We start from the raw sequence: 25079 nt of genomic DNA on the forward strand, positions 1-25079 counted from the left end.
CCTCAGGCCACGTCCACGCCGTGGGCGCGGGCCAGGCCGGCCAGGCCGTCGGACCAGCCCTGGCCGATGGCGCGGAGCTTCCAGAGTTCGGGGGCGCCCGGCGGTTGGTGGCGGTAGAGCTCGGCGACCAGCATGGCGGAGATGCCCGGGTCGGCGGGCGGGGTGAAGGACCAGGAGGAGCCGTCGGCGGCGCGGACGGTCAGGGCGGCGGCGCGCAGGTCGGCGCAGGTCAGGCCCGAGTCGGTGTCGATGTTGACCGAGACGGCGATCCGGCGGACCCGGGCGGGCAGGCGGGCCGGGGCGAGGGTGGCGGTCTCCGAGCCGGTCTCCTTGGGGTGGAGCGTCACCGTGCCGTGCTCGGCCTCGCGCTGGTGGTAGAAGACGAAGTCGGCGTCGCTGTCGACCAGGCCGTCCGCCCCGAGCAGCAGCAGGGTCAGATCGGCGTCCGCCCCCGACGGGTCGAAGTCGAACCGGACGGTGACGGCACCCTCGCCCGCCGGGAGGGCCACGTTCTGGCCGGGCATCAGCGGCACGGTCGGCGGCGCGGCCGGCCGCACGGGCAGGTCGACCAGGGTCGGGGTGGGGGTCGCCGCGACGGCCGGGAGAGCCAGGGCGGTGAGGGTCGGCGCGGCGGCGACCGGGAGCAGCTCGGCCGGCGGAGGCGGGGGCACGGCCGGGCCCAGGTGGCCCGGGAGGCCGTGCTCGCGGAGCAGCCCGATCAGGGTCGGGCCGTCCACCAGGGCCAGCGGCTTGCCCTCCACCCAGCGGTGCGAATCCGGGCCGAAGGTGGCCGTGGTCACCAGGATGCCCCGGTTGGCGCCGTGGTGGACGCGGGTGGCGTCCAGGTCCCGGACGGCCGTGGGGTCGACCCGGTGGCGGTAGCGCTTGGCCTGGATCACGATCAGGCCGCCGGTGATCGGATCCGGGTCCTCGGCGACCACGTCCACGCCCTGGTCGCCGCTGCGCGCGGTGGTCCGGGTCGAGTAGCCGCGCCGGCGGAAGAGTTCGGCGATCAGCTCCTCGAACTCCAGCGGGTCCATGGTGTACAGGTCCGGGTCCTCGTCCCCCGGCGGGAGGTAGCTGCCGACCTGCTCGGCCAGCCGCTCGGTCTTCACCTCCTCCAGCCGCTCCGGCCGGCTGCTCAGCCGTCCGCGCAGGCCGTCCACCAGGCAGCTGACCGGCTCCACCCGGGGCAACTCCACGGCCAGGAAGGCCGATCGCTCCACCGTGACGGACACCAGGCAGCGCAGCTCCTCCCGGCCGGTGGCCGGGTTGAGCGCCTCCACGCAGCCGTTGAAGACCACCGAGGAGAGCAGCTTGCCGGTGTCCGCCCGGAACAGCTCGGCCAGCACCCGCAGTGCCGACTGCGCCAGCAACTCCCGGTACAGCGACCTGCGTTCGGCCGCCGAGCGGGCCACCTCCGCCTCGCGGTCGTCGGTCTTCACGTACCGCACCCGGGCCACCGGCGGCACGATCTCCGGCTCGGGCAGCAGCCAGTCGACCACCAACTGCCGGGCGGCGGCGTCCCAGGCGACCACCCCGTCGGTCGGGAAGCCCTCCGGCCAGTCCGTCCGCCAGCGCAGCGCACCCTCGAACAGCTCCACCACGGCCGCCGTGTCGGTGGCCCCGGAGGCAGCCAACTCGGCCGCCCGGGCGGTCCGTTCGGCGGCGAGGCGGCGGTGCTCCACCGCCCAGGCGTCGAACTCGGCCCGGTACTGCGCGAGTTGGGTGAGCCGCTGCTGGTCGGCGTCCTGGGCGGCCCGCCAGTCGTACTCGAACCGGGCTCGGGCGTGGGCCAGTTGCTCGTGGTACTGCCGCTCGCCACCCGGCGGCGGGGGCGGCACCTGGTACCAGGACTGGTCCGGCATCGGCACCGGCACGCCCAGCGGGCCCGGATCGAAGGGCGGCACCACGTCCGGCCCGCCGCTCAACCCGGTGGCCAGCACCGCGCGCAGCTCGGCCACCCGGGCCTCCACCTCGGCCGTCCGCCGGGCCGCGTCCGCCTCCCGCCCCTGCTGGTAGGCGCGCAGCGCCTCCTTCTCGCCCTGGGCCGCCGCCCGCTGCGCGTCCCGCTGCTGCCGCTCGTGCTGCCGCTGCGCGGCCAGCGCCGCCCGTCGCTGCTCCTCCTGCCGCAGACGCTGCTGCCGCTGCGCCTCCGCCACCATCCCCAGCACGCCCGAGCTGCGCCGCCTCGCCACTGCCTCTTCCTCCCCACGAACGGACCGAGGGCAAGCATGCACCATCCCGCACCGGTCGGTGGCACACCGTCGAAGAGCCTCGGGCGGAGGCCCTAGCGTTCGTAGACCATCTCGGGGAAGCGCGGCGAGGGGCCGTCCAGCAGCTGGTCGTTCCGGCCGCGCAGCCAGCGGTCAAAGAAGGAGGCCACGTACGAGCGGGTGGCGAGCACCGCGCGGTCGGGGCGGACCTCGCCGACCTGCTTGGTCAGCTGCTCCGCGCTGATCGCGCCCTGGCGGGCCAGTTGGGGCAGCAGGGACTGCGCGTCGGTGTAGGAGCCGTGCCGGGAGCCGGTGAGGGTGACGTCCGCGTGCCAGCCGGTGCTGTGCTGCCAGAGGGCGTCCCAGCCGGGCTGCCGGTGGTAGCTGCCGGAGTCCTCCTCGCCGGTGCCCATGAGCAGGAAGGGCCCGGTCAGGCCGTCCCGGGCGACGGTGGTGAGGTGTACCCCGGTGCCGTCCGGGCCGGGGAAGTGCAGCTGGCCGTCGAGGTCGACGGCGGCCTTGAGGCGCGGGTCGTCGTGCATGGTCTGGAGGGCAGTGGAGCCGCCCCCCGAGTGGCCGACCATGCCGATCCGGTCGAGGTCCAGCGAGGCGGCCAGCCCGGCCGGCAGCCGCTCGTCCCGGCCCAGCCCGGCCAGCCGGTCCAGCACGAAGCGGATGTCGTCCACCCGGGTCTGCAGGACCTTGCGCAGCAGGGCGCCCAGGTCCAGGCCCGGCCTGCCCAGCATCCCGGGGAAGACGGAGGTGGCCAGGCTCCCGTCGGGGAAGGCCACCTCGGAGGCGTCGTAGGTGTGGTCGACGGCGACCACCACGTAGCCGCGCGAGGCGAGGTCCTCCACCAGGCCGGTGCCCCAGCTGCGCGGGTCGCCGAAGCCCGCCGAGTAGAGCAGCACGGGCCGCTTGCCCCCGGGCAGCACCGGCGCGTCGGTGCGGGCCCGGGTGCGCACCCCCGCCCAGTCGGTGCTGTCCGGCTCGAAGTGGTAGGTGCTCCGGCCCAGGCTGTCCGCGCTGCCGAAGTGCTCGGCGGCGGCGGGCACCATGTACGGCGCGCGGCCGGGGCCGGCGGCGGGCCGGGCGGCCGGGTACCAGAGGCTGATCATCAGCTTGCGGGCCTGCCCGGGCTGCCAGGGGTCGTCCCGGTGCCCGTCGGTGAGCTGCAGGGCGGTGGTGCCCACCGGGTACGGCCCGGTGGGCTGCGGCAGGCGGGCCTCGGCCTGCCGTACCGCTGCTACGCTCCGCGCCGCCACCGCCGCCGGTGCGGCCGCCATCGCGGCCGGTGCGGTCGCCACCGCTGCCGGTGCGACCACGCCCAAGGTCACCGTCGCCGCCAGCAGCGCCGCCGCGACGGCCCTTCCACGCCTGTTCATCGCCGTTCCCCTCGTCCGGTCCCGTCGGTCGTGCCCGACCCGGGCGACGCTACGGGGGAGGAGGGGTGGCGGCCGTCATACCGGGGTGCCAACTCGGCGGTAGCACCCCGGTAGGGGGTCGGCCTTCCGGCAGCCGGGTCAGTCCTTCGGCTGCAGGGTCAGCGAGATGCTGTTGATGCAGTAGCGCTGGTCGGTCGGGGTGCCGTAGCCCTCGCCCTCGAAGACGTGGCCCAGGTGGCCGCCGCAGCGCGCGCAGCGGACCTCGACCCGGCGCATGCCGTGGGTGGTGTCCTCGATGTACTCGACCCGGTCCTCGGCGAGCGGGGCGTAGTACGAGGGCCAGCCGCAGTGCGAGTCGAACTTGGTCTCGCTGCTGAAGAGTTCGGCCCCGCAGGCCCGGCAGGAGTACACCCCGACGGTCTTGGTGTCGGTGTACTCGCCGACGAACGGCCGCTCGGTGCCGGCCTGGCGGAGCACGTGGTACTCCTCCGGGCTGAGCTGCTCGCGCCACTCGGCGTCGGTCTTCTCGATCTCGTAACTCACGGCCGGCTCCTCCGGGCTGGGGTGTCCTAAGCGGTAACGCTCGCGAGCTGCCCGAGGATTTCCGGGCCCAGGTTGGTGACGTCGCCGGCGCCCATGGTGAGCAGCAGGTCGCCCGGGCGGGCGAGCCCGGCGAGCAGGGCCGGGGCGTCGGCGAAGGAGTGCTCGGCGCGCACCTCGGCGCCGGCCCGGCGGGCCGCGTCGATGATCAGCTCGCTGGTGACGCCGGGGATCGGGTCCTCGCGGGCCGGGTAGATGTCGAGCACCACGGAGGCGTCGGCCAGCGCGAGGGCCTGGCCCATCTCCTCGGCGAGCTGCTGGGTGCGGCTGAACAGGTGCGGCTGGAAGACCACCAGCACCCGGCCCTCGGCGGCCTCCCGGATGGCCTCCAGGTCGGCGGCCATCTCGGTCGGGTGGTGGGCGTAGGAGTCGATCACCTGCACGCCGCCGGCCTCGCCCTTGAGCTGGAGGCGGCGGCGGACGCCGGTGTAGCTGCCGAGCGCGCGGGCCAGGTCGGCGGCGGGCACGCCGAGCGCGACGCCGGCGGCCAGCGCCGCGACGGCGTTGTGCGCGTAGTGGCGGCCGGGCACCGAGACGGTGAAGGCCAGCTCGGTGCCGTCCAGCAGGACGACCACCTCGCTGGTCATGCCGCGCGCGGTGACCGAGAGCACCCGCAGGTCGGCGTCCTCGGACGCGCCGACGGTGACCACGTTCAGCTCCTCGCGGCCCTTGATCCGGCTGGTCAGCTCGCGGGCGCCGTCATGGTCGGCGGAGACCACCAGGGTGCCGCCGGGGGTGATCCGGCCGACGAAGGTCTCGAAGGACTCGTAGATCTCTTCCATCGAGGCGTAGTTGGCGTGGTGGTCCAGCTCCACGTTGAGGATGATCGCCACCTCGGGCGCGTACTTGTGGAAGCTGCGGTCGCTCTCGTCCGCCTCGGCGACGAAGATCTCGCCGGTGCCGTGGTGGGCGTTGGAGCCGGGTGCGTCGAGGTCGCCGCCGATCGCGTAGGACGGGTCGAGGCCCAGCTCGGCCAGGCTGACGGCCAGCATGCTGGTGGTGGTGGTCTTGCCGTGGGTGCCGGCCACGGCCAGCGCCCGGCGCCCGCCCATCAGCGCGGCCAGCGCGTCGGAGCGGTGCACCACCGGGATGTTCCGCTCGCGGGCGGCGACCAGCTCGGGGTTGTCGGCGCGGATGGCGCTGGAGACCACGATGCTGCTGGTGCCGGCCGGTACGTTCTCGGCGGCGTGGCCCACGGCCACCTGGGCGCCGAGCGCGCGCAGCGCCAGCACGGTCTTGGACTCCTTGGAGTCGCTGCCGGACACCTTGGCGCCGCGCACCGCGAGGATCTTGGCCAGGCCGGACATGCCGGCGCCGCCGATGCCGATGAAGTGCGGGGCGTGCAGGTCGTGGGCGGCGTCGTTCAAGGCTGAGCTCCGTACGGCCGAAGGTGGGCAATCGTCCTCGCGGGCTCGCGGTGAGCTCGCAAGGACGATTCTGCCCTACTCGGGCGTGCCACCCGGCAGGCTCAGGGGCCGCCCGGCCCATGGTGCGGGGCCGCTCAGGACTCGCTGGCGAAGAGCTTGAGCACCGGCACGCCGACCTTGTGGCGGGCCTGGGAGGCCCAGTCGCGGTGGAAGAACTCCTCGACGAAGTGCGGGGAGGTCAGCACCAGCACTTCGTCGGCCGCGCTCTCCTCGACCACCTCGCGCAGTCTCTCCAGTGGCTGCGCCTCGACCACCTCGCCGATCGCCTCGGCGCCGGCGGCGCGGAGGTGGCGGAGGCTGTGTTCGAGGGATTCGCCCGCGAGAGTGGGCGTGTTCTCGGTCTCGTCCCGCTCGTGGGCGACCTTGTCCAGGTGGCCGAGGGCGACGTCGTCGAGCGCGCGGAGCAGCTCGTCCTGCTTTCCACGGGGTTGCATCAGGACGACGAAGGAGACCTTCTCCTCGCCGTGGAGCGTGGTCACCAGCTCCACGTCGGCGTCGGAGAGCGCCTTTTCGATCATCAATACGGTCTTGAACACGTGAGTCCCTTCGCGGTTGCAAACCCCCGGGTCCGGCCTATCCCATAGTGCCCGGAGGAAGCTTTCCTCACGCGGCACACGCGCCACACAGGCCACGTAGGAGGCAAATCACCCCGAACTGGGCGCGGAATCGTCCGGACGCGGGTATCGCAGGTAGCGGGTGAAGAGGAAACCTTTCTCCTCGATCAATGAGACCAGCCGCATCCGCCGCACGTCCGGCATTTGGGCACCATGCAGGATGCGCGGCGCGTCGCCGCCGGTCAGCAGGGGTGCCAGCGAGAGGCAGAGCTCGTCCAGCAGGCCTGCGGCGGCCAGTTGGGCGAGCAGCCGGGGGCCGCCCTCGGTCAGCTGGCGGGTCCAGCCGCGGGCCGCCAGCGCGGCGGTGGCGACGGCCAGATCGACGGAGCCGGAGCCCGCCGTGATCACCTCCGCCACCGCGCGGACCTCGGCCAGCCGTTCGATCGGTGCGTCCACGGGTGCGATCACCACGGTGGGCACCAGCGGCTCGGTGAACAGCGGGGCGGTCAGGTCCAGGTCGAGGCTGCGGGTGACCACCGCGATCACCGGGGCCGGCGCCTGGCCGGCCGCCGCCCGGGCCGCTGCGAACTCCTTCCGCGCCCGCCCCGGCCGGTACCCCTCGGCGCGGACCGTCTCGGCCCCCACCAGCACCACGTCCGCGAGCGCCCGCAGCACCCCGAAGATCCGCTTGTCCGCCTCGCTCGACAGCCCCTCCGAGAGCCCCTCCAGCCGGGCCGCCCCGTCCAGCCCGGACACCATGTTGGCCCGCAGCCACGGCCGGCCGTGGCCGACCGCGGCGGGGTAGGCGTAGGTGGCGGCGAGGGCCGCCAGCGAGCCGGGGCCGTCCGCACGGTCTTGGACTTGGCCCCCGGTTCGGCCCTCGGCCTGGGCCTCGGTCGTGTCCTCGGCCCGGTCCTCGGTGTGGTCGAGGTCGCACGGGTTGATCAGCTGCTGCATGGGACCGAGTCTTCCACGGCGCGTACCCTCTTACCGTGCCTGCTGCCTCTCACTCCGACGCCATAGCGACCCCGGCCGACCCGGCCCCGGCCGTCGCCGGGCCGATCGCGCTCACCGACCGCCGTCCCGTGGTGCCCGCCGAGCGGCTGGTCGCCGAGATGGTGCCGCCGCCGCGCTTCGCCGGGGTGAGCTTCGGCAGCTACCTGCCCGACACCAGCCAGCCGAGCCAGTACGAGGCCGTGCAGGTGCTCGAACAGTTCGCGGCCGGGTTGAACGTTGCTTCGGCGGCGCCGAAGCGCGGCTGGTTCCGCCGCTCGGCGCCGGTGCCCACCGGTCCGGCCGGGGTCTACCTGGACGGCGGCTACGGCGTCGGCAAGACCCACCTGCTCGCCTCGCTCTGGCACGCCACCCCCGGGCCGAAGGCCTTCGGCACCTTCGTCGAGCTGACCAACCTGGTCGGCGCGCTCGGCTTTCAGCAGGCCGTCCAGACGCTCTCCACCCACCGGCTGCTCTGCATCGACGAGTTCGAGCTGGACGACCCGGGTGACACCGTGCTGGTCTCCACCCTGCTCAGCCGCCTGGTGGAGAACGGCGTCAAGCTCTGCGCCACCTCCAACACGCTGCCCGAGAAGCTCGGCGAGGGCCGGTTCGCCGCCGCCGACTTCCTGCGCGAGATCCAGGGGCTCTCGGCGCACTTCCGGCCGCTGCGGATCGACGGCCAGGACTACCGCCACCGCGGCCTGCCCGAGGCCCCGCCGCCGTACGCCGACGCCGACGTCACCGCCCGCGCGGCCGGCACCCCGGGCGCCTCCCTGGACGACTTCGACGCCCTGCTCGAACACCTCAAGGTGGTCCACCCCAGCCGCTACGGCGCGCTGCTCGACGACGTCCACGCCGTCTTCCTCCGCGGCGTCCACCAGGTCGACGACCAGTCCACCGCCCTGCGCCTGGTCGTCCTGGCCGACCGCATGTACGACCGCGAACTCCCCATCACCGCCTCCGGCCTCCCCTTCGACCAGGTCTTCCCCGAGGAGCTGCTCCGCGGCGGCTACCGCAAGAAGTACCTCCGCGCCATCTCCCGCCTGGTCGCCCTGGCCCGCGACAGCGCCAAGGGCTGACCCGCCGCCCGGGTGACCCCGCCGTCCGTCGCGCGTTCTCCTTCCGGAGCGGAAGGAGACGCGGGTGGGCGGCGAGTGGTATTCGATCGAGCTGGAGCCCGAGGTCCGAGAGTGGCTGGAGCGCTGTTCGCTCGGCGAGTACCGGGCTGCGGAGCGGTTCGCCGACCGCCTGGCCGAGGAGGGCGAGCTGCTGCCCTTCCCGATCGCCAGCCACCTCGGCGGACCGGTGCGCGAGCTGCGGATCGGACCGATGCGGGTGACCTATTGGCTTGCCCCCGGTAGGAGGGCTGTCCTTCTGACCGTCTTCCGCAAGACTAGGAGCAGCGAGGTGTACCAGGTCGAGCGCGCGATCCGGGTACAGAAGACGTGTGCGGCGCAGCACGGCCCGGCGGAGGGCCACGACACCTACAGCAGGGCCGAGGAGGAGCTGTGAGCCGGGGCTACCACACCAGCTGGACGGTGCCGTCTGCGGACCGGGAGACCGAGGAGTACCGGGCGGCCGGGCGGCGGATGGCGTTGGCCGAGGCCGTGTACGGCAGGCGCTCCGCGCTCGGGTGGAGCATCGCGGAGCTTGCTGAGCGGGCCGGGCTGACCGAGGCGGAGGTGGAGAGCGTCGAGGAGAGCGGCACCGACCCGACGCTGGAGCTGATCGAGCGGCTGGCCGGGGCGCTCGACGCCGAGGCCAGGGTGGACCCGGCGCGGGAGCCGGTGGTGCGGTTCGTCCCGCACGCGGCCTGAGCCAGGCTGTGGTCGTCCCGACCTGACGGGGTGCGGGGGGCCTGACCGGGTCGTGGGCGATCCGTGGGGGTGTGGTCCGCGGGCGTGGCGGGCCGCGGAGGCCGGAAGCGGGCCCGGTTGTCGGTCGGGGGTCGTACCGTGGAGCTCGTGCGTCCCATCACGAGTATTGAGCGGTCCGTGGCGCCCTTCGAGGTCGTCAGTCCCTACCAGCCCAGTGGCGACCAGCCGGCGGCCATCGCCGAGCTGGAGCGCCGGATCCGCGCGGGGGAGAAGGACGTCGTCCTGCTCGGTGCCACCGGTACCGGCAAGTCGGCGACCACCGCGTGGATGATCGAGAAGTTGCAGCGCCCCACGCTGGTGATGGCGCCGAACAAGACGCTGGCTGCCCAGCTGGCCAACGAGTTCCGCGAGCTGCTGCCGAACAACGCGGTCGAGTACTTCGTCTCGTACTACGACTACTACCAGCCCGAGGCGTACGTCCCGCAGACGGACACCTACATCGAGAAGGACTCCTCGATCAACGAGGAGGTCGAGCGCCTGCGCCACTCGGCCACCAACTCGCTGCTCACCCGGCGGGACGTGATCGTGGTCGCGTCCGTCTCCTGCATCTACGGCCTCGGCACCCCGCAGGAGTACGTCGACCGGATGGTGCCGCTCAAGGTCGGCGAGGAGATCGACCGGGACGCGCTGCTGCGCCGCTTCGTCGACATCCAGTACACCCGCAACGACCTGGCCTTCACCCGCGGCACCTTCCGCGTCCGGGGCGACACCATCGAGATCTTCCCGGTGTACGAGGAGCTCGCCGTCCGGATCGAGATGTTCGGCGACGAGATCGAGGCGCTGTACACGCTGCACCCGCTCACCGGCGAGATCATCAGCCAGGACGACTCCGTCTACGTCTTCCCGGCCTCGCACTACGTGGCCGGCCCCGAGCGGATGGAGCGCGCGGTCAACGCCATCGAGCGCGAGCTGGAGGAGACGCTCGCCAGGATGGAGAAGCAGGGCAAGCTGCTGGAGGCCCAGCGGCTGCGGATGCGCACCACGTACGACATCGAGATGCTGCGCCAGATCGGCACCTGCTCGGGCGTCGAGAACTACTCGATGCACTTCGACGGCCGCGAGCCCGGCACCGCGCCGAACACGCTGCTCGACTACTTCCCCGAGGACTTCCTGCTCGTCATCGACGAGTCGCACGTGACGGTGCCGCAGATCGGCGCGATGTACGAGGGCGACGCCGCGCGCAAGCGCACGCTGGTCGAGCACGGGTTCCGGCTGCCCTCGGCGATGGACAACCGGCCGCTCAAGTGGGAGGAGTTCCTGGAGCGGGTCGGCCAGACGGTCTACCTCTCGGCCACGCCCGGCAAGTACGAGCTGAGCCGCGGCGACGGCACGGTGCAGCAGATCATCCGCCCGACCGGCCTGATCGACCCCGAGGTGATCGTCAAGCCGACCGAGGGCCAGATCGACGACCTGGTGCACGAGGTGCGCAAGCGGGTGGAGAAGGACGAGCGCGTCCTGGTCACCACGCTGACCAAGAAGATGGCCGAGGACCTCACCGACTACATGCTCGGCCTCGACATCCGGGTCCGGTACCTGCACAGCGACGTGGACACGCTGCGCCGGGTCGAGCTGCTGCGCGAGCTGCGGGCGGGCCGGTTCGACGTGCTGGTCGGCATCAACCTGCTCCGTGAGGGCCTCGACCTGCCCGAGGTCTCGCTGGTGGCGATCCTGGACGCCGACAAGGAGGGCTTCCTGCGCTCCGGCACCTCGCTGATCCAGACCATCGGCCGTGCCGCCCGTAACGTCTCGGGCGAGGTGCACATGTACGCCGACCGGATCACCCCCTCGATGGAGCTGGCGATCGAGGAGACCAACCGGCGCCGGGCCGTCCAGCAGGCGTACAACACCGAGCACGGGATCGACCCGCAGCCGCTTCGGAAGAAGATCGGCGACATCCTCGACACGCTCAACCGCGAGGACCTGGACACCGAGGAGCTGCTGGCCACCGGCTACCGGGGTCAGGGCAAGGGCAAGGCCCCGGTGCCGGCCCTGGGCGCCGACCGGAAGGCCGGCAAGAACCTCCCGGCGACCGAACTGGCTGATCTGATCCAGCAGTTGACGGAGCAGATGCACCGGGCCGCGGCCGACCTCCAGTTCGAGGTGGCGGCCCGCTGGCGGGACGAGATCGGGGAGCTGAAGAAGGAGCTCCGGCAGATGCGGGAGGCCGGGATGGCCTGAGGCGCCACCGCCTCCGGGCGGGGTGTTCGCCGGGGGTGTTCGCCCGGGGTGTTCGCCGGTGGGCCACGGGATGTTCGTCCCGTGGCCACGGCGGGCCCGGGCGCACGAAATCCGGCAGCGGCGAGGGCGGTGCAGGGCCTAGGCTGGCCTGCGGGTACTGCCCTGCGCCGTATCCCCACTTCCAGGGAGAGAGGACATCACCGTGACGGTGAATCTGGCCAAGGGGCAGCGCGTCAGCCTGCAGAAGAGCTCGGGCGAGACCCTGACGGTCGTCCGGATGGGTCTGGGCTGGAAGGCGGCGCCCAAGCGGGGGCTGTTCGGCACCCGGACGCGGCAGATCGACCTGGACGCCTCGGCCCTGCTCTACGCCGAGCGCACCCCCTCGGACGTGGTCTTCTTCCAGCACCTGGTGAGCAACGACGGCTCCGTCCGGCACACCGGTGACAACCTGGTCGGCGGCGCCGGCGCGGGTGGCGACGACGAGTCGATCCTGGTCGACCTCACCCAGGTGCCCGCGCACATCACCCAGGTGGTCTTCACGGTCAGCTCGTACACCGGGCAGACCTTCGCCGAGGTGCAGAACGCGCACTGCCGCCTGGTGGACGAGTCCACCGGCCAGGAGCTGGCCCGCTACGAACTGGCCGGCGGCGGCCCGCACACCGGCCAGATCATGGCCAAGGTCTTCCGCGACGGCGAGGGCGGCTGGGGCATGCAGGCGATCGGCGCGCCGGCCCGGGCCCGGACCTTCCAGGACATGCTGCCCGCGATCGAGCCGTTCCTCTAAACGATCTCCTTTATCTTCCTTTACCTTCTCTTGGTGTTACGGTGGGTGGAAGCGGAGGGGAGTACTCCCAACGCGGTGCACCCGTCATCACGGCGGCCGGTCTCGGCCGCCCGGGGCACCGGCCCGTTCGTACGTGCAGGCGCACGTGCGGTCGTACCGCACCTGCGGTCGTCACGGGTGGAGGAGACCTCCGGCAGACCGACGTAGGACCGGCCCTCGGCCGGCCTCACTTCCGCCGACCTGCCGGAGGAGCAGCAAGTGGATGTTTCCGTAAGCCTTTGGGTAGGCACCATCGGGGTGTTGATCGCCCTGATCGTGGCCGACTTCTTCATCGGGGGGCGCAAGCCGCACGAGGTCTCCATCAAGGAGGCCGGTACCTGGACCGTGGTCTGGGTGGTGCTGGCGCTGCTCTTCGGCGGTTTCCTCTGGTGGCATTCGGGCTCGCGGCCCGCGGGGGAGTTCTTCGCCGGGTACATCACCGAGAAGTCGCTGAGTGTCGACAACCTTTTCGTCTTCATCCTGATCATGGGCAAGTTCGCGGTGCCCCGGATCTACCAGCAGCGGGTGCTGATGGTCGGCGTGATCATCGCGCTGGTGCTGCGTGCGGTCTTCATCGCCGGTGGCGCCGCCCTGGTCACCACGTTCTCCTGGGTCTTCTACATCTTCGGTGCCTTCCTGGTCTGGACGGCCTGGAAGCTGATCAAGGAAGCCCGGGCGGACGAGGAGGAGGAAGAGTTCGAGGAGAACCGCCTGCTCAAGACCATCGAGGCAAAGTTCCCCTCGACCGATCGTTACCACGGTACGAAGCTTTTCATCCGGGAGAACGGCCGTCGCCTGATGACGCCGATGCTGATCGTCATGCTGGCGATCGGTACCACGGACGTACTTTTCGCCCTGGACTCCATTCCCGCGATCTTCGGCCTGACCCAGGACCCGTACATCGTCTTCACCGCCAACGCCTTCGCCCTGATGGGTCTGCGCCAGCTGTACTTCCTGATCGGCGGCCTGCTGAAGAAGCTGGTCCACCTCAGCTACGGCCTCTCGGTGATCCTCGGCTTCATCGGCGTGAAGCTGGTGCTGCACGCGCTGCACGAGAGCGGTGTCCACGTGCCCGAGATCGGCATCCCGTTCTCGCTCGGGTTCATCGTGGTGGTGCTCGCCGTGACGACGGTGACCAGCCTGGTCGCCTCGAAGCGGCAGGCGGCCGAGGAGGCGGCCCGGGAGGGCCGGGAGAGCATCGAGGCCTGACCCCGCTCCACCGGGGAGCTGCGGCGGGCCCGTCGCCGGTCGATCGCTGCGAGAGGGGCGGCGAACACCATCTGATCTGCGACGGTGGCGGCGCCCCGCTCCAGGTGACCACCACCGCGGCCAACGCCAACGACGTGACCCAGGGCCCGGCCCAGCCGGTGGTGCGTGCGGTGCTGTCGGCGCCGGCCGGCCGTGGCGAGCCGTCAGTCACCGGTGCGCGGGCGGCGGGACAGGGCCAGCAGGCTCAGCCCGAACATCAGCACCCCCAGCGGCAGGTGGACGGCCGGTACGTGGGCGATGCCGAGCACGACCTGGGCCGAGGCGAGCAGGAGGAAGCCGAGGGCCTCCCCGATCGGCCGGGTCGGGCCGCCGCCCGGCTTCCAGGCCAGTACGGCCGCCAGGACGTAGAGCATCGAGGCCGCGTACATCACCCGGGCGCCGACCCCGTGCACCGTCTCGCCGTACGAGGTGCTCAGCAGCAGCCCGGCCGAGACGGCCTGGGCCAGGATGGTCAGGGTCTGCAGGGTGAGTGCGATCCGCAGGAACGAGTGGCTGCGCCGTACCGTCGTCTGAGTGGCCATGCCGTGGTCCTCCCGTCCGCCCGTGGGCGGTTCCGCGCCCGGAGGCGGTGATCGATAAGGTCTCACCCGGTCCGACGAAGCGGGCCCGCGAAAGGTCAGGCGCGAAGGGGGCCGGTGCCATGACGGGGGTGTCGGGGGTGTCCGGGGGGTCGGGGATGGCGGGGGCGGCAGGGGTGGCGGGGGAGCGGCGGCAGTTGCTCAACATCGCGTACCGGCTGCTCGGTTCGCTGACCGAGGCCGAGGACGCCGTGCAGGAGGCGTACACCCGGTGGTACGCGCTGGCGCCGGGGCAGCGGGCGCAGGTCCGGGTGCCGGGGGCCTGGCTGACCACGGTGACCGGGCGGATCTGCCTGGACCTGCTCGGTTCGGCGCGGGCCCGGCGGGAGCGGTACGTCGGTGCCTGGCTGCCCGAACCGTTGCCCGACCCGGCCGAGTGGGGGCCGAGGGACACGAGCACGACGGGCGCGGGGGCCGTCGATCCGGCCGAGCAGGTGGTGCTGGACGAGTCGGTGGGCACGGCCTTCCTGGTCGTCCTGGAGACGATGACCCCGGCCGAGCGGGTGGCCTTCGTGCTGCACGACGTGTTCCGGTACCCGTTCGCCGAGATCGCGGCCGTGCTCGGCCGTAGCCCGGCGGCCTGCAAGCAGTTGGCCTCCTCGGCCCGGCGGCGGGTCGGCACCCGGCCCGGCGGCGGAACGGCGGTGGCGGGCCAGGGCGCCGAGACCGTGCGGCGGGTCAAGGACGCCTGGGAGCGCAAGGACGTTCCGGCGCTGGTCGCGCTGCTCGACCCGGCCGTGGTGATGACCGCCGACGGCGGCGGCTTGGCCGGTGCGGCGCTGCGCCCGCTGGCGGGCGGCGGGCTGGTCGCTCAGTACATGGTGGCGATCGCCGACAAGGCGCCCGGGCTCGAACTGCTGGTGCGTTCGGTCAGCGGCCGGCCGGGCCTGGTGGCCAGGCGGGACGGCGTGGTGGTGACGGTGGCCTCGTTCGAGCTGACGGAGGGTCGGGTCGCCCGGATCTGGGTGGTCCGCAACCCGGCGAAGCTCCGCCCCTGGCTGGGCGCTCCGTAGGAGAGGCCCTGGCTGCGGGCCGGCGGTCCGGAGCGGTGTGCTCCGGGCCCGCCGGCCCGGTGGTGGCTCAGAGGCTCACCAGCCGCGCTCGGCCCACTCCTCGAGGTGGGGGCGCTCGGCGCCGAGGGTGGTGTCGCCGCCGTGGCCGGGGTAGACCCAGGTCTCGTCGGGGAGGACGTCGAAGATCTTGGTCTTGACGTCGCCGAGGAGGGAGGCGAACCGGGCCGGGTCGTGCTCGGTGTTGCCGACGCCGCCGGGGAAGAGGCAGTCGCCGGTGAAGACGTGCGGGTGGCCCTGCGGATCGTCGTAGACGAGGACGATCGCCCCGGGGGTGTGGCCGACCAGGTGGCGGACGGTCAGTTCGACCTGGCCGACCCGCAGGGTGTCGCCGTCGTCGAGCAGCTGGTCGGTCGGCACCGGGATGCCGGGCGCGTCGATCCGGCCCGCCGCGGTGCGGGCGCCGGTGGCAGCCACCACCTCGGCCAGCGCCTGCCAGTGGTCGTGGTGCTGGTGGGTGGTGACGACGGTGGCCAGCTGCGGGCCGACCGTCTCCAGCAGCACCGGGGCCTCGGCCGCCGCGTCGATCAGCAGCTGCTCGTCGGTGGCCCGGCAGCGCAGCAGGTAGCAGTTGTTCTCGAACGGGCCGAGCGCGACCTTGGTGATCATCAGGTGGGCGAGCTCGCGGACGTCCGGCGGCCCGCCGACCTTCACCGCTCCGTGGTACGTCATCGGGCCGCTCCTCGCCGCTCGTGGGTGGTCATGGTCTGCACGGAGAGCATCATCACCCAGCTCAGCTCATCGCGGGAAGCTCCGGCAGCGCCGACCGAGGGTCCGTCAACTGTTCGCCGCCCCGGTGCACCTGGAGGCCGTCGCCGTCCGAGCGACCGGAGAGCCAGGCGACCAGGGCCCGGACCGGCCCCTCGATCCGGAGCTCGGGCTCGCCCCGGGCGGCACCGAGCCGGCCGGTCAGCTCGAAGTCGTCCTCGGCGGCCAGCTCGACCGCCGGCAGGCCGGGCTCGGCGGCGTAGCGCTTCAGCAGCCGGGTGAACTCGTAGGTGGCGAAGCCCTCGGGCCAGTGCGCGGGGGTGTACCCGGCGTCGAGGTCCACGTGGTGGTACTCCAGCTCGCCGAGCCGCTTGGGCAGCAGGTCGTACGCGGGCAGGACGGCGCCGCTGCGGTGCCGCACCTCGACCAGCCAGGCCTCGGCCGGCAGCGCGGCGGCGAACTCGACGAGCCGGGTGTCGCTGGCCGTCAGGTCGTCCAGCTGCTCGGCGAGAGGGCGCGGCGCGCCGTCCGCGATGTCCTGGTCGCGCACCTCCTGGCTGACGTACTGCGGGATGTCCCGGCCGGTGCGGGCGCCTTCGAGCAGGTTGACCAGCGAATCGGCATTGCGGGAGACGTGGCTGAGCACGTGGCCGCGAGTCCAGCCGGGCAGGGCGGAGGGCTCGGCGACGGCCTCCGGCGGCAGCTCGGCGACGGTGCGGTGCAGGCGGGCGAAGGCCTCGGCCAGCTCGTTCAGGGCGGTGGTCACGTCGACCTGGTGGGTCATGGCGGTGGTGCTCCCGGGTTCGTCGGCTCGGGGATCAAGCGGCGGATCAAGGTACGGGTCAAGAACAGCATGCGCTTGCGGGATGCCTTACGGGGGGTCCCGTCGTTATTCCAGTGGGCGGAACCGTTCCGCCGTGTTGACCTGGGGGTTTGCCGGGCCGGTCGGCGGGGGTCCGAGGCGGTCTTCACTCGTTCGGGTGGTCTCCACTGGACAGGCTCGATATTCGAACGCCTGAGCTAGTAGGCTGACGGGCGCACACTGGAAGAATTCGCCCCCGGTCTTCGACCAGGGGATCCCCTCCCGGAGAAAGGCGCCAGAAGCCGTGGCAGACCGCCTCATCGTCCGCGGTGCTCGCGAGCACAACCTGAAGAACGTCTCGCTCGACCTGCCGCGTGACTCCCTCATCGTCTTCACCGGGCTCTCCGGCTCGGGCAAGTCCTCGCTCGCCTTCGACACGATCTTCGCCGAGGGCCAGCGCCGGTACGTCGAGTCGCTCTCCTCCTACGCCCGCCAGTTCCTCGGCCAGATGGACAAGCCGGACGTGGACTTCATCGAGGGCCTCTCCCCGGCCGTCTCGATCGACCAGAAGTCCACCAACCGGAACCCGCGTTCGACCGTCGGCACCATCACCGAGGTCTACGACTACCTGCGCCTGCTCTTCGCCCGGATCGGCAAGCCGCACTGCCCGCACTGCGCCCGCCCGATCGCCAAGCAGTCGCCGCAGGCCATCGTCGACCGGGTGCTCAAGCTGGAGGAGGGCACCCGCTTCCAGGTGCTCAGCCCGGTGGTGCGCGAGCGCAAGGGCGAGTTCGTCGACCTCTTCGCCGACCTGCAGTCCAAGGGGTACGCCCGCGCCCGGGTCGACAGGCAGACGGTGCAGCTCACCGAGCCGCCCACGCTCAAGAAGCAGGAGAAGCACACCATCGAGGTGGTCATCGACCGCCTCACCGTCAAGAGCAGCGCCAAGCGCCGCCTGACCGACTCGGTGGAGACGGCGCTGCGCCTCTCCGGCGGCATGGTCGTGCTCGATTTCGTCGACCTCCCGGCCGACGACCCGGAGCGTGAGCGGATGTACTCCGAGCACCTCTACTGCCCGTACGACGACGTCTCCTTCGAGGAGCTGGAGCCGCGCTCCTTCTCCTTCAACTCGCCCTTCGGCGCCTGCCCCGAGTGTTCGGGCCTGGGCAACCGGATGGAGGTCGACCCGGAGCTGGTCGTGCCCGACGAGGAGAAGTCGCTCGACGAGGGCGCCATCCACCCGTGGTCGCAGGGCCACACCAAGGAGTACTTCAGCCGCCTGGTCGACGCGCTCGCCGGCGAGCTGGGCTTCCGCACCGACATCCCCTGGGCCGGCCTGCCCGCCCGGGCCCGCAAGGCCCTGCTGAACGGGCACAAGACCCAGGTCGAGGTGCGGTACAACAACCGCTACGGGCGCGAGCGCTCGTACACCACGGCCTTCGAGGGCGCGATCCCGTTCGTGACGCGCCGGCACTCCGAGTCGGAGAGCGACAGCAGCCGCGAGCGCTTCGAGGGTTACATGCGGGAGGTGCCCTGCCCCAGCTGCAAGGGCACCCGGCTCAAGCCGGTCATCCTGGCCGTCACCGTCCTGGGCAAGTCGATCGCCGACGTCTCCGCGATGTCGATCAGCGACTGCGCCGAGTTCCTGGGCGCGATGAAGCTCACCGCGCGCGACAAGCAGATCGCCGAGCGGGTGCTCAAGGAGGTCAACGAGCGGCTGCGCTTCCTCGTCGACGTCGGCCTGGACTACCTCTCGCTCAACCGCGCGGCCGGCACCCTCTCCGGCGGCGAGGCCCAGCGCATCCGGCTCGCCACCCAGATCGGCTCCGGCCTGGTCGGCGTGCTCTACGTACTGGACGAGCCCTCGATCGGCCTGCACCAGCGCGACAACCACCGCCTGATCGAGACCCTGGTCCGCCTGCGCGACATCGGCAACACGCTGATCGTGGTCGAGCACGACGAGGACACCATCAAGACCGCCGACTGGGTGGTCGACATCGGCCCCGGCGCCGGCGAGCACGGCGGCAAGGTGGTGCACTCCGGCTCGCTCAAGGAGCTGCTGCGCAACGAGGAGTCGCTGACCGGGCAGTACCTGGCCGGCAAGCGCTCCATCCCCACCCCCGAGGTGCGCCGCCCGCGCGACAAGAAGCGGCAGATCACGGTGCACGGCGCCCGCGAGCACAACCTGCGGGACGTGACGGTCGGCTTCCCGCTCGGCACCTTCACCGCGATCACCGGTGTCTCCGGCTCCGGCAAGTCCACCCTGGTCAACGACATCCTCTACACCCACCTGGCCCGGGAGCTGAACGGCGCGCGCAGCGTGCCCGGCCGGCACACCCGGATCACCGGCACCGACCTGGTCGACAAGGTGGTGCACGTCGACCAGTCGCCGATCGGCCGCACCCCGCGCTCCAACCCGGCCACCTACACCGGCGTCTTCGACAACGTGCGCAAGCTCTTCGCCGAGACGCAGGAGGCCAAGGTCCGGGGTTACCTGCCCGGCCGGTTCTCCTTCAACGTCAAGGGCGGCCGCTGCGAGAACTGCTCGGGCGACGGCACCATCAAGATCGAGATGAACTTCCTGCCGGACGTCTACGTCCCGTGCGAGGTCTGCCACGGCGCCCGGTACAACCGGGAGACGCTGGAGGTGCACTACAAGGGCAAGTCCATCTCCGAGGTGCTGGACATGCCGATCGAGGAGGCCCTGCACTTCTTCGAGGCCGTCCCGGCCATCGCCCGCCACCTGCGCACGCTCAACGACGTGGGCCTCGGGTACGTCCGGCTCGGCCAGTCGGCGCCGACGCTCTCCGGCGGTGAGGCGCAGCGCGTCAAGCTCGCCTCCGAGCTGCAGAAGCGCTCCACCGGCCGCACGGTCTACGTGCTCGACGAGCCCACCACCGGCCTCCACTTCGAGGACATCAGCAAGCTGATCAAGGTGCTAGACGGCCTGGTGGAGAAGGGCAACACCGTCATCGTCATCGAGCACAACCTCGATGTGATCAAGACGGCCGACTGGATCGTCGACATGGGCCCCGAGGGCGGTTCCGGCGGCGGCCTGGTCGTGGCCGAGGGCACCCCCGAGCAGATCGCGGCCGAACCGGCCAGCCACACCGGCAAGTTCCTCCGCGACATCCTGGCCGGCCGCACCATCGAGGCCGTGGACGCGGCCCCGGTCAAGGCCACGCGCAAGCGCCGCAGCTAGCCACGGCTAGCCGCAGCCGGCCTCGGCCGGCCGGTCCCGGGACGCCTTCGCGTCCCGGGACCGCTGCTTTCAGGCTCGGCTACCTTCAGGCCCCGCTGCGGAGCTCGTCCATGTCACCGGTGGCCGGGATGCCCTCGGCCAGTCCGTAGCGCAGCAGGACGGTGCCGCGCGGGCTGGCCGCCGGCGGTTCGAGCAGGGTGAGGTTGGTGGGCACGGCGCCGCCCTCGAAGAGCTTCTTGCCGGTGCCGAGCACGATCGGGTGCACCCAGAGGTCCAGCCGGTCGAGCAGCTTCTCGCGCAGCAGCGTCTGCACCAGGTCGAGGCTGCCGACCACCTTCACGTGCTCGTGCCGCTCGCGCAGCTCGCGCACCGCGGCGGGCAGGTCCGGCCCGAGGAGGCTGGACCCGGCCCAGTCGAGCTCCGGCTTCCCACGCGAAGCCACGTACTTCGGGATGCCGTTGAACAGCTCGGCGAACGGGCTGTCGCCGGCTTGGGGCCAGTAGGCGGCGAAGATGTCGTACGTCCGCCGCCCGAGCAGCAGGGCGTCGGTGCCCTGGTACGCGGCGTCCACCTGCTCTCCGGCGACCTCGTCCAGCAGCGGCACCTGCCAGCCGCCGAACCGGAACCCTTCGGGGTCCTCCTCCGGCCCGCCGGGCGCCTGCCCGACCAGGTCGAGGGTGGTGAACAGGGCGAGGTGGATCAGTCCCATGGCGTGCTCCCGAGTGGTCGGCTGTCCGGTCACCATCTCAGACGGACCGGGCCGACCGGATTCATCGCCCCACCGCGAGTCGCTTCGCGCCGAGTCGCGTCGGCCGCTCAGCGGTACCGGGGGAACCGGTCCGTCGCGATCAGCCAGCGGCCGACCGGGACGGGTTCGCCGTAGTCGTAGGTGCGGGTCTTGGCGTAGTCGGTGCCGTTCGGTTCGGAATGTACCTGGACGGTGCCGCGGTCGGGGTCGACGATCAGGTAGAGCGGGATGCCCATCGCCGAGTAGTCGGCGATCTTGTCGCGATAGTCGTTCTCGGGGTTGGTGCGGGAGACGATCTCGGCGACGAGTTCGAGGTCTTGGGGGTTGACCCCTTCCTGCGGTTGCTCGGCGATGAGATCCTCGCGCAGGACCATGAGATCGGGAACTCGGACCCGCCCCAGCCTAGCGTCCTGCACGTTGGTGTCCGTCAGCCCGTACATCTCGGGCGTCTGGGCCATGACTTGGCGCGCCAGATTCATGGCGGTGAAGCCGTGGGGCGTCGAGGAGGACATCATCATGACCAGTCCCTCGGGCCCGATCTCGACGCGCGGCTTCATCGGCAGCTGCGACAGCTCGTCCGCGATCTCGCGGAGCCGGGCGAAGGTGGCGGGATCGATGCTCATGCCTCCAATCTACTGGCGCGCCCGGGTCCTCATACGGGGTGCGTAGACTGCGGCGGTCTGTGAGTGATTGTCGTGGTGAGGAGTGGGCGAGGATGACCGAGAGCTCCGGGATGGCCAGCCGGCGGACCGTGCTGTGCGGGGCGGCGGCTGCCGTGGTGGCCGGTGGGGCGGTGGCTGGGTGCACCTCGCCGTCGTACGGAGGGTCGTCGTCCTCGGCGTCCAGCAGTGGTGGGGGGTCGAAGACCCCGGCGGCGCCGGTGCAGGTCGGGGCCGTGGCGGACGTCCCGGTCGGCGGGGGGAAGGTCTACCGCGACCAGGCGATCGTGGTGACGCAGCCCTCGGCCGGGCAGTACAAGGCGTTCAGCGCGCGGTGCACGCACGCCGGGTGCATCGTCGACCAGGTCAAGAACGGGCAGATCCAGTGCCCGTGCCACGGGAGCCGGTTCGGCGCCTCGGACGGGGCGGTGCAGGACGGGCCGGCGCCGGAGCCGCTGCCCTCGTACCCCGTCGTGGTCAAGGACGGCCAGTTGGTGGTGACGCCGACCGCCTGAGGCGGTGGCGGTGAGAGCTGCGGAAGGGGCGCCCCCGGGTGGGGGTGCCCCTTCCGGCTTCAGGGGGTAGGGACGAGCGCGGGGGTGGGTTCGGGTTCGGCCGGGGCCTCGGGCTTGCCGATCAGGGAGGCGGCGGAGGCGGCGGCGCCGAGGGCCATCAGGGCGAGGACCAGGCGGAAGTCGAGGGTGGCGACCAGGGCCGAGCCGAGGCCGACGGCGAGGGCCTGGGGGGCGGTCAGGGAGAGGTTGACGGCGGCCTGGGTACGGCCCATCAGGGCCGGCGGGGTGGCGGCCTGGGCGGCGGTGGCGAGGCCGACCACGGCGGCGGGGATGCCGCCGCCGACGATCAGCAGGCCGGCGGCCACGGCCGGGAGCGAGGGAAGGGTCAGCAGGAGGGTGCCGGCGGCGAAGACCAGTGAGCCGGTGAGGACGGTGCGGCGCGGGCCGAGCCGGCCGATCGCCAGGCCGCCGAGCACGGAGCCGCCGAGGGCGCCGACGGCCTCCACCGTCTCCAGCACGCCGAGGAACTGTGGGGTGCGGTGCAGCCCGTGCTGGATCAGGGCGAACAGCACCGGCTGGAGCAGGCTGAGTACGAAGCCCGTGGCGGCGGTGGCCACCACCAGTGGGAGCAGGGCCCTGGCCCCGCGCAGGTGGGCGAAGCCCGCGAGCACCTCGCTGCGCCAGGGCTGCCCGGAGGGCGCCGGCCGGGTCTCGGGCACCCGGAGGGCGAGGAAGGCCAGGGCGGCGGCCAGCAGCACCGCGATGTCGGCCAGCGCGACGGCCCGCCCGCCCAGCCAGCCGTACAGGCCGGAGCCGGCCAGCGGGGCGATCAGGGTGATGCCGGCCCGGGCGCTCTGGGTCAACCCGGCGGCGGCACCAAAGGTCTGACGATCCGTCAGGATTGAGCGGAGCAGTGCGCTCTGCGCCGGGGTCAGCACGACCCCGGCGAGGCCGCAGAGCGTGGCCACGCAGTAGATGATCCACACCCGGTCCGGCCCGTCCACCAGGAGCAGCGGCGTCAACCCGGCCGCCAGAGCCAGGTTGACCCCGATCAGCAGTGGTCGGCGGCGCACCCGGTCGGCCACCAGGCCACCGAGGGGCAGCAGGAGCAGCGGGGCGGCGGCGCAGAACAGCACCAGCCCGGCGGCCGAGTTGCTGCCGGTCAGCACCTTGGCCCAGATGCCGAGGGCGATGGAGAGCGCGGTGTCGCCGAGGACGGAGAGCGCGTGCCCGGCGAGGTAGAGCCGGAACTCCGATCGGGCCAACAGCGGGTGCATGGGCGGTCCTTGGGGACAGGGGCGGGGAGGGGGAGGAAGGGGAGGGGCCGCCGTCCGGCCGGTGGTGAGCCGGTCGGGTGGCGGACAGCCCGGTGGTCAGCGGGCCAGGCTGGCGAAGCCTTCGAGCACCGCGTCGTTGGCGTCCTTCTCGCCGATGGCGATCCGGATGCCCTGGCCCGGGTAGTACCGGACGGCGACCTCGCGTTCCTCCAGGGCCGCCCGGAGCGGGGCGTGGTCGCCGGGGGCGACCACCCAGAGGAAGTTGGTCAGGCTCGGGGCCACCGACCAGCCGAGGCCCACGAGTTCGGCGCTGAGCCGGTCGCGTTCGGCCGTGATCTCGGCGATCCGCTGTTCCACCTCGGCCTGGGCCGAGACGGCGGCCAGCAGGGCCGCCTCCTGGAGGCGGTTGACCGCGTACGGTACCTGATGGTCCTTGACCCGGCGGGCGAGCTCCGGGGCGGCCAGTGCGTAGCCGATCCGCAGCGCCGCGATGCCGTGCGACTTGGAGAGCGTGCGCAGCACCACCAGATTGGGGAACTCGGCGATCCGGTCCGGCACGCTCGGGGCGTCCCAGCCCCGGGCGAAGTCCACGTACGCCTCGTCCAGCAGGATCACCGCGGTGGGCGGCACCCGGCGGAAGAAGGCGGTCAGCTCCGCCCAGGAGTAGACCGTGCCGGTCGGGTTGTGCGGGTTGCAGAGCACGATGACCCGGGTGCGCTCGTCCAGCTGGGCCGCCATCGCCGCGAGGTCGTGCCGGGCGTCGCCGCCCAGCGGCACCGCCCGCGCCTCGGCGCGGACGATGTCGCAGAACATCGGGTAGGCGTCGAAGCAGGGCGCCGAGTGCACCACGTTGTCGCCGGGCTCGACGAGGGTGTGGAAGAGGTCCAGGGCGACCCCCGCCGAACCGTGGCCGACGACCACGTGCTCGGCGGGGACTCCCTGCCAGTCCGCGATGATCTGCTCGATCCGCACCGGCCGGAAGGCCGGGTAGCGGTGCAGGTCGTCGGCGGCCCCGGCCAGAGCGGCCAGGATGGAGGGCAGTGGCGGGTACGGGTGCTCGTTCTGGGCCAGCAGGTGCCGGGCCGTGGTCCGCGCGGCCATCAGTCGGCCTGCAGGACGTAGAGCCAGGAGTGCGGGGTGGCGAGCGCCTCGACGCGGTCGATCCGCAGGCCGGCCTCGGTGAAGAGGTCCTCGTAGGTCTCCTTGGTGTGCAGCGGCACGCCCATCATCGCGTGGGCCAGCTCGAAGCCGACCGAGAAGGCCGGCAGCGGGCCGCCGGTGTCGCCCTCGCCGCGCAGCATGGTGTCGCCGAGCACGAAGGTGCGGGCCTTCGGGAAGGCCTCCCGCATCCGGGTGAAGATCGAGGAGCGGGTGGCCGGGTCGGCCAGCAGGTCGTGCAGCAGGAAGAAGCTGATCACGGTGTCGACCTCGGTCACCTGGGTGGCGGCCGCGTCGTTGTCGATCTGGGTGCCGAGCAGGCCGAGCACGTCGGCGCGGACCGCGGTGACCCGGCTCTGCATGCCGGCCGCCGCGATGTCGTGGCGGGCGATGTCGGTGGCCGGGCGGCTGATGTCGATGCCGAGGCCGCGCGAGCCCTCGCGGCCCGAGACCACCCGGCGGACGCGGGCGGAGGTGCCGCTGCCGAGGTCGGCGATGAACTTGAAGTCGATGTCGGAGAGCACGTCGTCCAGCTGGGCGGCGAACATCGACTGGTCGCACTGGGCCGAGCCGAGGGCGACCATCGCCTCGTCGCGGAGCACCTCGGTGCCGTACCCGTGTGAGCCGGTGCTCAGGTGGCCGGCGCGGCCGAACACGTCGTGGTAACCGCCGACCGCCCAGGTGAAGTAGCCACGTGCGGCGGCGACTTCGAGGCCAGCCGGGGTCGGCAGGTAGCCGGCGCCCTCGGCGCGGACGTAGCCGCAGTCGGTGGCGGCGCGCAGCACGGCCTCCACCCGGGCGGCGTCGCCGGCCTGGGCGGTGGCCTCGACGGCGGAGACCCGCTCGCCCCGGCCGAGCCGCTCCAGCAGGCCGATCCGGTCCAGCGCGAAGATCACGTTCGCGGCGATGAAGCCGTTGTAGGCGTCGGTCGAGTCGATCGGGGCGGTGGTGGTGCCGCGCCAGGTGTCGGGGAGGACGAGCGTGTTCATCTGGTGTCTCCTCAGGTCGGACCCGGGTCGGGTCCTCGGTGGGTGCAG

At 72.3% G+C, this 25079-nt stretch carries 23 protein-coding genes; 9 read left to right on the forward strand and 14 right to left on the reverse strand.

Features of this window, described 5'->3' with window-relative positions; translation table 11 throughout:
* Positions 1 to 2: 2 nt before the first annotated feature.
* The 6 genes from CFP65_RS27310 to CFP65_RS27335 form a co-directional block, all read right to left on the reverse strand.
* Positions 3 to 2198, reverse strand: coding sequence for a restriction endonuclease (locus tag CFP65_RS27310; RefSeq protein WP_158702370.1), 2196 nt, complete (start codon positions 2196 to 2198; stop codon positions 3 to 5).
* A gap of 92 nt (positions 2199 to 2290) precedes the next feature.
* Positions 2291 to 3601, reverse strand: coding sequence for an esterase (locus CFP65_RS27315; protein WP_104818677.1), 1311 nt, complete (start codon positions 3599 to 3601; stop codon positions 2291 to 2293).
* 138 nt (positions 3602 to 3739) lie between these two features.
* The gene (gene msrB / locus CFP65_RS27320) at positions 3740 to 4144 is read right to left on the reverse strand and encodes a peptide-methionine (R)-S-oxide reductase MsrB (RefSeq protein WP_104818678.1); all 405 of its coding nucleotides are present in this window, start codon (positions 4142 to 4144) and stop codon (positions 3740 to 3742) included.
* Between the two features lie 26 nt (positions 4145 to 4170).
* The gene (gene murC / locus CFP65_RS27325; protein WP_256387283.1) at positions 4171 to 5568 is read right to left on the reverse strand and encodes a UDP-N-acetylmuramate--L-alanine ligase; all 1398 of its coding nucleotides are present in this window, start codon (positions 5566 to 5568) and stop codon (positions 4171 to 4173) included.
* Between the two features lie 134 nt (positions 5569 to 5702).
* On the reverse strand, positions 5703 to 6164 hold the full coding sequence (locus tag CFP65_RS27330) for an indole-3-glycerol phosphate synthase (RefSeq protein WP_104818679.1): 462 nt from the start codon (positions 6162 to 6164) through the stop codon (positions 5703 to 5705).
* Between the two features lie 108 nt (positions 6165 to 6272).
* Positions 6273 to 7139, reverse strand: coding sequence for a dihydrofolate reductase family protein (locus CFP65_RS27335; protein WP_104818680.1), 867 nt, complete (start codon positions 7137 to 7139; stop codon positions 6273 to 6275).
* A gap of 62 nt (positions 7140 to 7201) precedes the next feature.
* On the opposite strand from CFP65_RS27335, the gene zapE reads away from it, so the two are divergent.
* The 6 genes from zapE to CFP65_RS27365 all read left to right on the forward strand — a co-directional run bounded on the left by zapE (position 7202) and on the right by CFP65_RS27365 (position 13265).
* The gene (zapE, locus tag CFP65_RS27340) at positions 7202 to 8257 is read left to right on the forward strand and encodes a cell division protein ZapE (protein ID WP_104821159.1); all 1056 of its coding nucleotides are present in this window, start codon (positions 7202 to 7204) and stop codon (positions 8255 to 8257) included.
* Positions 8258 to 8321: 64 nt separating this feature from the next.
* Positions 8322 to 8690: a type II toxin-antitoxin system RelE/ParE family toxin gene (locus tag CFP65_RS27345; protein WP_104818681.1), complete on the forward strand. Its 369-nt coding sequence runs from the start codon at positions 8322 to 8324 to the stop codon at positions 8688 to 8690.
* The gene (locus CFP65_RS27350; protein WP_217368189.1) at positions 8687 to 8995 is read left to right on the forward strand and encodes a helix-turn-helix domain-containing protein; all 309 of its coding nucleotides are present in this window, start codon (positions 8687 to 8689) and stop codon (positions 8993 to 8995) included. Before CFP65_RS27345 ends, CFP65_RS27350 begins: the two co-directional genes overlap by 4 nt.
* Before the next feature lie 147 nt (positions 8996 to 9142).
* The gene (gene uvrB, locus CFP65_RS27355) at positions 9143 to 11233 is read left to right on the forward strand and encodes an excinuclease ABC subunit UvrB (RefSeq protein WP_104821161.1); all 2091 of its coding nucleotides are present in this window, start codon (positions 9143 to 9145) and stop codon (positions 11231 to 11233) included.
* Between the two features lie 202 nt (positions 11234 to 11435).
* Entirely contained in the window at positions 11436 to 12017 is a 582-nt protein-coding gene (locus CFP65_RS27360; RefSeq protein ID WP_104818682.1) for a TerD family protein, read from the forward strand.
* Between the two features lie 258 nt (positions 12018 to 12275).
* The gene (locus CFP65_RS27365) at positions 12276 to 13265 is read left to right on the forward strand and encodes a TerC family protein (RefSeq protein ID WP_104818683.1); all 990 of its coding nucleotides are present in this window, start codon (positions 12276 to 12278) and stop codon (positions 13263 to 13265) included.
* A gap of 203 nt (positions 13266 to 13468) precedes the next feature.
* Here CFP65_RS27365 and CFP65_RS27370 read toward each other — a convergent pair whose 3' ends face one another.
* Complete coding sequence (locus CFP65_RS27370; RefSeq protein WP_104818684.1) at positions 13469 to 13846, reverse strand: hypothetical protein; 378 nt, start codon at positions 13844 to 13846, stop codon at positions 13469 to 13471.
* Between the two features lie 155 nt (positions 13847 to 14001).
* Here CFP65_RS27370 and sigJ point away from each other — a divergent pair, with 155 nt between their 5' ends.
* A complete protein-coding gene (gene sigJ / locus CFP65_RS27375; protein ID WP_104818685.1) occupies positions 14002 to 14916 on the forward strand; it encodes an RNA polymerase sigma factor SigJ in 915 nt (304 codons plus the stop codon).
* A gap of 75 nt (positions 14917 to 14991) precedes the next feature.
* On the opposite strand, the gene CFP65_RS27380 is transcribed toward sigJ, so the two are convergent.
* Positions 14992 to 15645: an MBL fold metallo-hydrolase gene (locus CFP65_RS27380; RefSeq protein ID WP_104818686.1), complete on the reverse strand. Its 654-nt coding sequence runs from the start codon at positions 15643 to 15645 to the stop codon at positions 14992 to 14994.
* 61 nt (positions 15646 to 15706) lie between these two features.
* A complete protein-coding gene (locus tag CFP65_RS27385; RefSeq protein WP_104818687.1) occupies positions 15707 to 16465 on the reverse strand; it encodes a maleylpyruvate isomerase family mycothiol-dependent enzyme in 759 nt (252 codons plus the stop codon).
* Positions 16466 to 16787: 322 nt separating this feature from the next.
* On the opposite strand from CFP65_RS27385, the gene uvrA reads away from it, so the two are divergent.
* Entirely contained in the window at positions 16788 to 19685 is a 2898-nt protein-coding gene (gene uvrA / locus CFP65_RS27390; protein WP_254552592.1) for an excinuclease ABC subunit UvrA, read from the forward strand.
* A gap of 85 nt (positions 19686 to 19770) precedes the next feature.
* Here uvrA and CFP65_RS27395 read toward each other — a convergent pair whose 3' ends face one another.
* Both CFP65_RS27395 and CFP65_RS27400 read right to left on the reverse strand, forming a co-directional pair.
* Entirely contained in the window at positions 19771 to 20394 is a 624-nt protein-coding gene (locus tag CFP65_RS27395) for a dihydrofolate reductase family protein (protein ID WP_104818688.1), read from the reverse strand.
* 107 nt (positions 20395 to 20501) lie between these two features.
* A complete protein-coding gene (locus tag CFP65_RS27400; protein WP_104818689.1) occupies positions 20502 to 21056 on the reverse strand; it encodes a Uma2 family endonuclease in 555 nt (184 codons plus the stop codon).
* 92 nt (positions 21057 to 21148) lie between these two features.
* Between CFP65_RS27400 and CFP65_RS27405 the strand changes: the two genes are divergently transcribed.
* A complete protein-coding gene (locus tag CFP65_RS27405) occupies positions 21149 to 21607 on the forward strand; it encodes a Rieske (2Fe-2S) protein (protein ID WP_104818690.1) in 459 nt (152 codons plus the stop codon).
* 59 nt (positions 21608 to 21666) lie between these two features.
* On the opposite strand, the gene CFP65_RS27410 is transcribed toward CFP65_RS27405, so the two are convergent.
* The 3 genes from CFP65_RS27410 to CFP65_RS39230 all read right to left on the reverse strand — a co-directional run bounded on the left by CFP65_RS27410 (position 21667) and on the right by CFP65_RS39230 (position 25031).
* Complete coding sequence (locus tag CFP65_RS27410; RefSeq protein WP_104818691.1) at positions 21667 to 22884, reverse strand: MFS transporter; 1218 nt, start codon at positions 22882 to 22884, stop codon at positions 21667 to 21669.
* Between the two features lie 96 nt (positions 22885 to 22980).
* Entirely contained in the window at positions 22981 to 23985 is a 1005-nt protein-coding gene (locus CFP65_RS27415) for a histidinol-phosphate transaminase (protein WP_104818692.1), read from the reverse strand.
* Positions 23985 to 25031: a class I SAM-dependent methyltransferase gene (locus tag CFP65_RS39230; RefSeq protein ID WP_158702371.1), complete on the reverse strand. Its 1047-nt coding sequence runs from the start codon at positions 25029 to 25031 to the stop codon at positions 23985 to 23987. The genes CFP65_RS27415 and CFP65_RS39230 overlap by 1 nt, the downstream gene beginning before the upstream one ends.
* Between the last annotated feature and the right edge of the window lie 48 nt (positions 25032 to 25079).

It is taken from the genome of Kitasatospora sp. MMS16-BH015 (genome assembly GCF_002943525.1).
Lineage (GTDB): Bacteria > Actinomycetota > Actinomycetes > Streptomycetales > Streptomycetaceae > Kitasatospora.

Bases quoted from the DNA above. Each gene is read 5' to 3' on its own strand.
- CFP65_RS27370 (WP_104818684.1), bottom strand. From the start codon at position 13,846: ATGGCCACTCAGACGACGGTACGGCGCAGCCACTCGTTCCTGCGGATC.
- CFP65_RS27405 (WP_104818690.1), top strand. From the start codon at position 21,149: ATGACCGAGAGCTCCGGGATGGCCAGCCGGCGGACCGTGCTGTGCGGG.
- CFP65_RS27380 (WP_104818686.1), bottom strand. From the start codon at position 15,645: ATGACGTACCACGGAGCGGTGAAGGTCGGCGGGCCGCCGGACGTCCGC.
- CFP65_RS27400 (WP_104818689.1), bottom strand. From the start codon at position 21,056: ATGAGCATCGATCCCGCCACCTTCGCCCGGCTCCGCGAGATCGCGGAC.
- CFP65_RS27395 (WP_104818688.1), bottom strand. From the start codon at position 20,394: ATGGGACTGATCCACCTCGCCCTGTTCACCACCCTCGACCTGGTCGGG.
- sigJ (WP_104818685.1), top strand. From the start codon at position 14,002: ATGGCGGGGGCGGCAGGGGTGGCGGGGGAGCGGCGGCAGTTGCTCAAC.
- CFP65_RS39230 (WP_158702371.1), bottom strand. From the start codon at position 25,031: ATGAACACGCTCGTCCTCCCCGACACCTGGCGCGGCACCACCACCGCC.
- CFP65_RS27385 (WP_104818687.1), bottom strand. From the start codon at position 16,465: ATGACCCACCAGGTCGACGTGACCACCGCCCTGAACGAGCTGGCCGAG.
- CFP65_RS27335 (WP_104818680.1), bottom strand. From the start codon at position 7,139: ATGCAGCAGCTGATCAACCCGTGCGACCTCGACCACACCGAGGACCGG.
- CFP65_RS27410 (WP_104818691.1), bottom strand. From the start codon at position 22,884: ATGCACCCGCTGTTGGCCCGATCGGAGTTCCGGCTCTACCTCGCCGGG.
- CFP65_RS27315 (WP_104818677.1), bottom strand. From the start codon at position 3,601: ATGAACAGGCGTGGAAGGGCCGTCGCGGCGGCGCTGCTGGCGGCGACG.
- CFP65_RS27415 (WP_104818692.1), bottom strand. From the start codon at position 23,985: ATGGCCGCGCGGACCACGGCCCGGCACCTGCTGGCCCAGAACGAGCAC.